This window comes from Macromonas nakdongensis, assembly GCF_002837145.1.
Classification (GTDB): domain Bacteria; phylum Pseudomonadota; class Gammaproteobacteria; order Burkholderiales; family Burkholderiaceae_C; genus Macromonas_B; species Macromonas_B nakdongensis.
The window spans coordinates 1-5,682 of the sequence record NZ_NWMV01000128.1 but is presented as its reverse complement, the minus strand read 5'-3'; the positions used below and the strand labels follow the sequence as shown (position 1 = coordinate 5,682).

At 68.4% G+C, this 5,682-nt stretch carries 9 protein-coding genes; 4 read left to right on the top strand and 5 right to left on the bottom strand.

Annotated elements, in window-relative coordinates; translation table 11 throughout:
- The 3 genes from CON77_RS13930 to CON77_RS13920 form a co-directional block, all read right to left on the bottom strand.
- A partial coding sequence (locus CON77_RS13930; RefSeq protein WP_304442163.1) for an MASE2 domain-containing protein occupies positions 1–360 on the bottom strand: 360 nt, incomplete at its 3' end.
- 41 nt (positions 361–401) lie between these two features.
- Positions 402–1,064, bottom strand: coding sequence for a glutathione S-transferase family protein (locus tag CON77_RS13925; RefSeq protein ID WP_101050101.1), 663 nt, complete (start codon positions 1,062–1,064; stop codon positions 402–404).
- A 54-nt stretch (positions 1,065–1,118) separates the two neighbouring features.
- Complete coding sequence (locus CON77_RS13920; RefSeq protein ID WP_101050099.1) at positions 1,119–1,814, bottom strand: HAD family hydrolase; 696 nt, start codon at positions 1,812–1,814, stop codon at positions 1,119–1,121.
- A 19-nt stretch (positions 1,815–1,833) separates the two neighbouring features.
- Here CON77_RS13920 and hemH point away from each other — a divergent pair, with 19 nt between their 5' ends.
- Genes hemH through CON77_RS13905 form a run of 3 tightly spaced genes read left to right on the top strand, consistent with a single transcriptional unit; the run spans position 1,834 to position 4,013 of the window.
- Positions 1,834–2,925: a ferrochelatase gene (hemH, locus tag CON77_RS13915; protein WP_101050097.1), complete on the top strand. Its 1,092-nt coding sequence runs from the start codon at positions 1,834–1,836 to the stop codon at positions 2,923–2,925.
- Between the two features lie 12 nt (positions 2,926–2,937).
- Positions 2,938–3,393, top strand: coding sequence for an RNA-binding S4 domain-containing protein (locus CON77_RS13910; protein ID WP_101050095.1), 456 nt, complete (start codon positions 2,938–2,940; stop codon positions 3,391–3,393).
- A gap of 20 nt (positions 3,394–3,413) precedes the next feature.
- Positions 3,414–4,013, top strand: coding sequence for a peroxidase-related enzyme (locus tag CON77_RS13905; RefSeq protein ID WP_101050093.1), 600 nt, complete (start codon positions 3,414–3,416; stop codon positions 4,011–4,013).
- Positions 4,014–4,067: 54 nt separating this feature from the next.
- Here the strand turns inward: CON77_RS13905 and CON77_RS13900 are convergent, their stop codons facing one another.
- Together CON77_RS13900 and CON77_RS13895 are read right to left on the bottom strand one after the other, a co-directional pair.
- The gene (locus tag CON77_RS13900) at positions 4,068–4,487 is read right to left on the bottom strand and encodes an acyl-CoA thioesterase (protein WP_101050091.1); all 420 of its coding nucleotides are present in this window, start codon (positions 4,485–4,487) and stop codon (positions 4,068–4,070) included.
- 10 nt (positions 4,488–4,497) lie between these two features.
- The gene (locus CON77_RS13895; protein ID WP_101050089.1) at positions 4,498–5,280 is read right to left on the bottom strand and encodes an SDR family oxidoreductase; all 783 of its coding nucleotides are present in this window, start codon (positions 5,278–5,280) and stop codon (positions 4,498–4,500) included.
- A gap of 147 nt (positions 5,281–5,427) precedes the next feature.
- Here CON77_RS13895 and CON77_RS13890 point away from each other — a divergent pair.
- A partial coding sequence (locus tag CON77_RS13890) for an NAD(P)/FAD-dependent oxidoreductase (RefSeq protein ID WP_157826978.1) occupies positions 5,428–5,682 on the top strand: 255 nt, incomplete at its 3' end.

Below are 5,682 nucleotides of genomic sequence, written 5' to 3'. Positions count from 1 at the left end.
GAGCGCCAGCGCACCGGCCAGGAACAGGCCGAGCGACCAGGCCATGCCCCGCCGCCCCTGGCTGATGGCGTTGCCCATGGCGGTGTTGACGAAGAGCGTGAACGTGATCCACAAGGGGAACGCCAGGGCCGCGGCCCAAGCCCCCATGCACAAGCTGTCGAGGCGCAAATTGTGCTGCTCGGCGCGCAAAGAGTCGCGGGCACGGCGGGCACGCCAGTACAGGACCTGTGGGTACACCAAAAACTGCAGGGCCACGCCCAGCCAGGCCCACAGGGGTGCCCCTTGGCCCCAAAGGTGCACCGAAACAAACACGAAGGCACAGGCCAACCAAGCCGCCCGCAGGTTGCGGTTGGTCTTCACCGTCCAGTGGGGACGCTCTCGCGTCCGGCGTGGAGACCTGTTCATGCGCCAGTCCGGGCGGGGTGGCGCAGGCGTTGCAGGGCCGCACGGGCTTGGCAGGCCAGCGACCAGGCCCGCACCGACGGAAAGGCGTCGAGCAGGGTCCGCGCCGGATGGAGCCAGTGGGTGACGCTGGCCAAACACAGGTCGGCCACGGTGAAACGCTCGGCGGCCACGTGCGCCTGGCCGCGCGCAGCCTGTGCCTGCAAATGGGCCTCCAGCACACGCAGCGGCGCGTGCAAGCGCTTTTCAGCCTGCTCGGCCAGTTCGGGCTTGCGCTGCTCGGCCGGCATGGCGGCGCGGTGCATCAGCACCGTCAGTGCGTCCTTTTCCAGCTCGGTCATGGCCCAGAACGCCCAGCGCAGGGCCTCGGCGTCTTCGACGGGAGTGGCGGGGGACAGATCGCTGCCATCGCCCCGGCCATGGTGGCGGGCGATGTAGAGCGCGCAGGCCATCGATTCCCACACGACCACATCGCCCTCGGGCCGGTGGTCCACCACCACCGGAATGTGGCCGTTGGGGTTGAGTGCCAGGAATTCGGACGAGCGCGTCGCCCCGCCCTGGTAGGGGACGGGTTCGTGGCGGTAGGCCAGCCCCAGTTCTTCGGCCGCCCACAAGGGCCGCACCGCCCGAGAGGCGGTGATGCCATGAATCGTCAGTGCCATGGTGGTGCCGCCCCCTCCGTCGGCACGCCGCTGTGTCTCCCACCGTTGCGAAGGTCAATCCAGACAGCGGCACAGTTTTTTCAAATTATCGCACTCGACATGGGGGCGCACATCGGCATGCGGCCAAGCACTCCCCTGGCGGTTGATCCAGGCCGTCTGCATGCCCGCCCCGAGCGCCCCCAGCACGTCGTGGCCCGGGTCGTCGCCCACGTGCAACACGGCTTCGGGCGGCACCCCAACACGGGCGGCGGCGGCCAGGAAGATGCGCGGGTCGGGTTTGCTGCAGCCCTGCTCGCGCGCGCTGACGCTGGCGTGGAAATGCGCCCCCAGGCCGACGCGCTGCACATCGGCGTTGCCGTTGGACAGGGCCACCAGCGGAAAGCGGGCAGCCAGGTGCTGCAGTGCGGGCAACGCGTCCTCGTACAGGCTGACGCGCTGGCGTTCGGCGAAAAACACCTCGAACGCGGGCTCGGCGTGCGCCTCGGGATCGCCGGCCAGCAGCAAGGCGCGCCGGATGGCCTCGCGCCGCAACAGGGTCAGGTCGTGGGCCTGCTCGGCCAGGTCGCGGTTGACGGCGGCGCGGATGGCGCGGCGCTGCTCGGGGTCGGTCAGCAGGGCCGCGGTGGCCGGGGCGTGCTCGGCCAGCCAGGCCTGCAGCGCCCCATCGGCGCGCTCGATGGTGGGCCAGATGGGCCAGAGCGTGTCGTCCAAATCGAGGGTGATGGCCCGGATGCGCGCGAGGTTCAGCATAGGTGGGCGAGAATACCGCATGGCCTTTCGCAAAGAACCCCCCTACACCCACGGCCAAGCGGCCAAGACCGGTGTGCTGCTGTGCAACCTGGGCACGCCCGACGCCCCGAACGCCCCGGCGCTGCGGCGCTACCTGGGCCAGTTCCTGGCCGACCCGCGCGTGGTCGAAATCCCCAAAGCCGTCTGGTGGCTGATCCTGCACGGCATCATCCTGCGGGTGCGGCCGAAAAAATCGGCGGCCAAGTACGCCACCATCTGGACGCCCGAGGGCTCGCCCCTGAAGGTCTGGACCGCCAAGCAGGCCGCGCTGCTGCAGGGCTACCTGGGCGAACGCGGCCACCACCTGGACGTGCGCTACGCCATGCGCTACGGCCAGCCGTCCATCGACAGCCAGCTCGACGCCATGAAGGCCGCTGGCTGCACCCGGGTGCTGGTGTTGCCAGCCTACCCCCAGTACAGCGGCGCCACCAGCGCCAGCGTGTTCGACGCGGTCTACGCCTGGGGCGCCCGGGTGCGCTACGTGCCGGAGCTGCGCTTCGTCAACCACTACCACGACGACCCGGCCTACATCGACGCGCTGAAAACCTCGGTGCAGCAACACTGGATGGCGCACGGTCGCCCCGACAAGCTGGTGATGAGCTTCCACGGCATGCCCGAGCGCACCCTTCACCTGGGCGACCCCTACCACTGCGAATGCCACAAAACCGGCCGCCTGCTGGCCGAGGCCCTGGGGCTCAAGAAGGAAGATTACGCGGTCACCTTCCAGTCCCGCTTTGGCAAGGCCAAGTGGCTGGAGCCCTACACCGAACCGACCCTGGTGCAGTTGGCCCAGGCCGGCGTCGGTCGGGTGGACGTGGTCTGCCCCGGCTTCAGCAGCGACTGCATCGAAACCCTGGAAGAGATCGACCAGGAGGCGCGCGAGGCCTTCCTGCACGCCGGCGGCCGCGAGTTCCACTACATCCCCTGCCTGAACGACAGCGCGCCCGGCATGCGCGCCCTGGCCGACCTGTGCGAACGGCACCTGGCCGGCTGGCCCACGCAGCAGACCCCCGACCCCAGCGTCGCAGCAGACAGCCGCCAGCGGGCCCGGGACCTGGGTGCCTCGGTCTGACCCAGGACCCCCATGAAAGCGTCCGACGAGAACACCAAGATCCGCCTCGACAAATGGCTCTGGGCGGCCCGGTTTTTCAAAACCCGCAGTTTGGCGGGCGACGAGATCGACAAAGGCCGGGTGCGCATCAACGGCCAGCCGGCCAAGGCCTCGCGCGAACCCAAGGTGGACGACGAAATCACCTTCACCGCCGGCCACAGCCAGCGCACGGTGGTGGTGCGGGCCCTCAGCGCGGCTCGCGGCCCGGCCCCGCAGGCCGCCCTGCTGTACGAAGAGACGGCCGCCTCGCTGCTGGCCCGCGCCCAGGCCGCCGAGCGCCACCGACTCGCACCCGAACCGGCCCACGCCATCACCCAGGGCCGACCGACCAAACGCGACAGGCGCCAGTTGCAGGATCTGCGATCATCGCCCGACGACCGGCCCCCGGCCGACTGGAACGCGCGCTGGAGCGCCGCGCTCGACGATTGACCCCCACCAGAAGAAAGCCCATGGAGACGAACCGCTACCCCTTCCCCGACCTCAACAGCCTGCCCGAAGACATCCGCGCCAAGATTCTGGAGGTGCAGGACAAGGCCGGCTTCGTGCCCAACGTGTTCTTGGGTTTCGCCCGCCGCCCGGCCGAGTGGCGCGCCTTCTTCGCCTACCACGACGCGCTGATGCTGCCGGAAACGGTGGGGCGCGAGAGCGGCCTCACCAAAGGCGACCGGGAAATGATCGTCACCGCCACCAGCGCCGCCAACCAGTGCCTGTACTGCGTGGTGGCGCACGGCGCCATCCTGCGCATCTACGAGAAAAAGCCGCTGGTGGCCGACCAAGTCGCCATCAACCACCGCAAGGCCGACATCAGCCCGCGCCAGCGCGCCATGCTCGACTTCGCGATGAAGGTGTGTCAGAACGCCCACGAGATCGACGACGCCGACTTCGCCGCGCTGCACGCGCACGGCTTCAACGACGAGGACGCCTGGGACATCGCCGCCATCACCGCCTTCTTTGGCCTGAGCAACCGCATGGCCAGCTTCAGCGGCCTGCAGCCCAACCCGGAGTTCTACCTGATGGGCCGCGTGCCCAAGGCCAAGCCCGCCGCCTGACCACCCCGAACCGGCCAAAGCCGGTCGGTCGGCCCACGCGTGCCGCCGGCGGCCTCAGACCAGCCGCTCGCGCAGGTGCACCGGCAAGGGCGCCGACTTTTGCGCCGGAAAGTCCACCCAAACCACCGTGGCGCCACCGTTGGCGTACACCGTGTCCGGGTCGTCGGTGCGGCACAGTTCGTGGTAGGTGTCGAAGGAGCTGCGGCCCACCGCGCCGGCGTAGGTGCGCACCAGCACTTCGCCCGGGAACTCCAGCTGCCGGATGAAGTTGCAGAAGGCGTTGGCGATCACCGGGCCCTCGCCCTGCGGGTTGGCCGGCACGCCGGACTCGAACATCCACTGCAGGCGCGCAATTTCCATGTAACGGAAGTACAGCGTGTTGTTGACGTGGCCCATCGCGTCCATGTCGCCCCAACGGATGGGTACGGTCATGGTGTGGATCAGGGTTTTCTGCGCGGGGACTTCCAGTTTCATGCGCCCTCCGTCAGACGGCAAAACCGTCGTCGGCGGCGATCACCGCGCCGTTGACGAAATGGCTTTCCTTGCTCGCCAGCATCATCAGCACGGCGTCCAGGTCTTCGGGGCGGCCCACGCGCTTGCGCGGCAGCATGGCGATCAGTTTTTGCCCGCCCTCGGTGTCCCAGTGGTGGTGGTTGATCTCGGTGTCGATGTAGCCCGGGCAGACCGCGTTCACGTTGATGCCGAACTTGCCCCACTCCACCGCCATGGCCTTGGTCATCTGGATCACGGCGGCCTTGCTCATGCAGTACACCCCGATCTGCGGCAGCACCTTCAGCCCCGCCATGCTGGCGATGTTGACGATGCGCCCGCCCACGTAGGTGCCCGGCGCCGCGCCCTTGGCCCGCGCCAGCATGCGCTTGCCCACCGCCTGCGCCACAAAAAACGCGCCGCGCACGTTGGTGCCCATGATGAAGTCGTAGTCCGCCTCGCTCACGTCCTGCAGGCGCTGCGTGGTGCTCACGCCCGAGTTGTTGACCAGGATGTCGATCGGGCCCACCTCGGTTTCGGCGTGGGCCACGGCGGCCTCGATCGAATCGCGGTCGGTCACGTCCAGCGCCACCACGTGGGCGTCGCCGCCTTCTGCCTCGATGGCCACGCGCAGGTCCTGCAGCTTGTCGGTGCGGCGGCTGGCCAGCACCACCGCGGCCCCGGCGCGCGCCAGGGTGCGGGCAAACTGCGCGCCCAGACCGCTGGAAGCGCCGGTCACCAAGGCCACGCGGCCAGACAGATCGATTTGGTATGCCATCGGTTTTTACCCCTAAAGTGCTTGCAATGTCGTGCGATCGACAGAGATTGTGCACGCACGCCCCCTAAAATCGGTCGCCTCGAAGACAGGTTCGCGTCAGCTTTCCTGTGTTCTCCTTTCAAAAAAAACCGAGACAGAGCACCGCCCATGAAAACCCCCCTTAATTTGCTCGAACAACAAGGCCCGCGCGAAGCGATGGACTACGACGTCGTCGTCGTCGGTGGCGGCCCGGGTGGCCTGTCCACCGCCATCCGCCTGAAGCAACTGGCCGCCGAGCGCGGGACCGAGATCGGCGTGTGCGTCTTGGAGAAAGGCTCCGAGCCCGGCGCCCACATCCTCTCCGGCGCCGTGATGGACCCCATCGCCTTGAACGAGCTGCTGCCCAATTGGAAAGAACTGGGC

Bases quoted from the DNA above. Each gene is read 5' to 3' on its own strand.
- CON77_RS13920 (WP_101050099.1), bottom strand. From the start codon at position 1,814: ATGCTGAACCTCGCGCGCATCCGGGCCATCACCCTCGATTTGGACGAC.
- hemH (WP_101050097.1), top strand. From the start codon at position 1,834: ATGGCCTTTCGCAAAGAACCCCCCTACACCCACGGCCAAGCGGCCAAG.
- CON77_RS13905 (WP_101050093.1), top strand. From the start codon at position 3,414: ATGGAGACGAACCGCTACCCCTTCCCCGACCTCAACAGCCTGCCCGAA.
- CON77_RS13910 (WP_101050095.1), top strand. From the start codon at position 2,938: ATGAAAGCGTCCGACGAGAACACCAAGATCCGCCTCGACAAATGGCTC.
- CON77_RS13900 (WP_101050091.1), bottom strand. From the start codon at position 4,487: ATGAAACTGGAAGTCCCCGCGCAGAAAACCCTGATCCACACCATGACC.
- CON77_RS13925 (WP_101050101.1), bottom strand. From the start codon at position 1,064: ATGGCACTGACGATTCATGGCATCACCGCCTCTCGGGCGGTGCGGCCC.
- CON77_RS13895 (WP_101050089.1), bottom strand. From the start codon at position 5,280: ATGGCATACCAAATCGATCTGTCTGGCCGCGTGGCCTTGGTGACCGGC.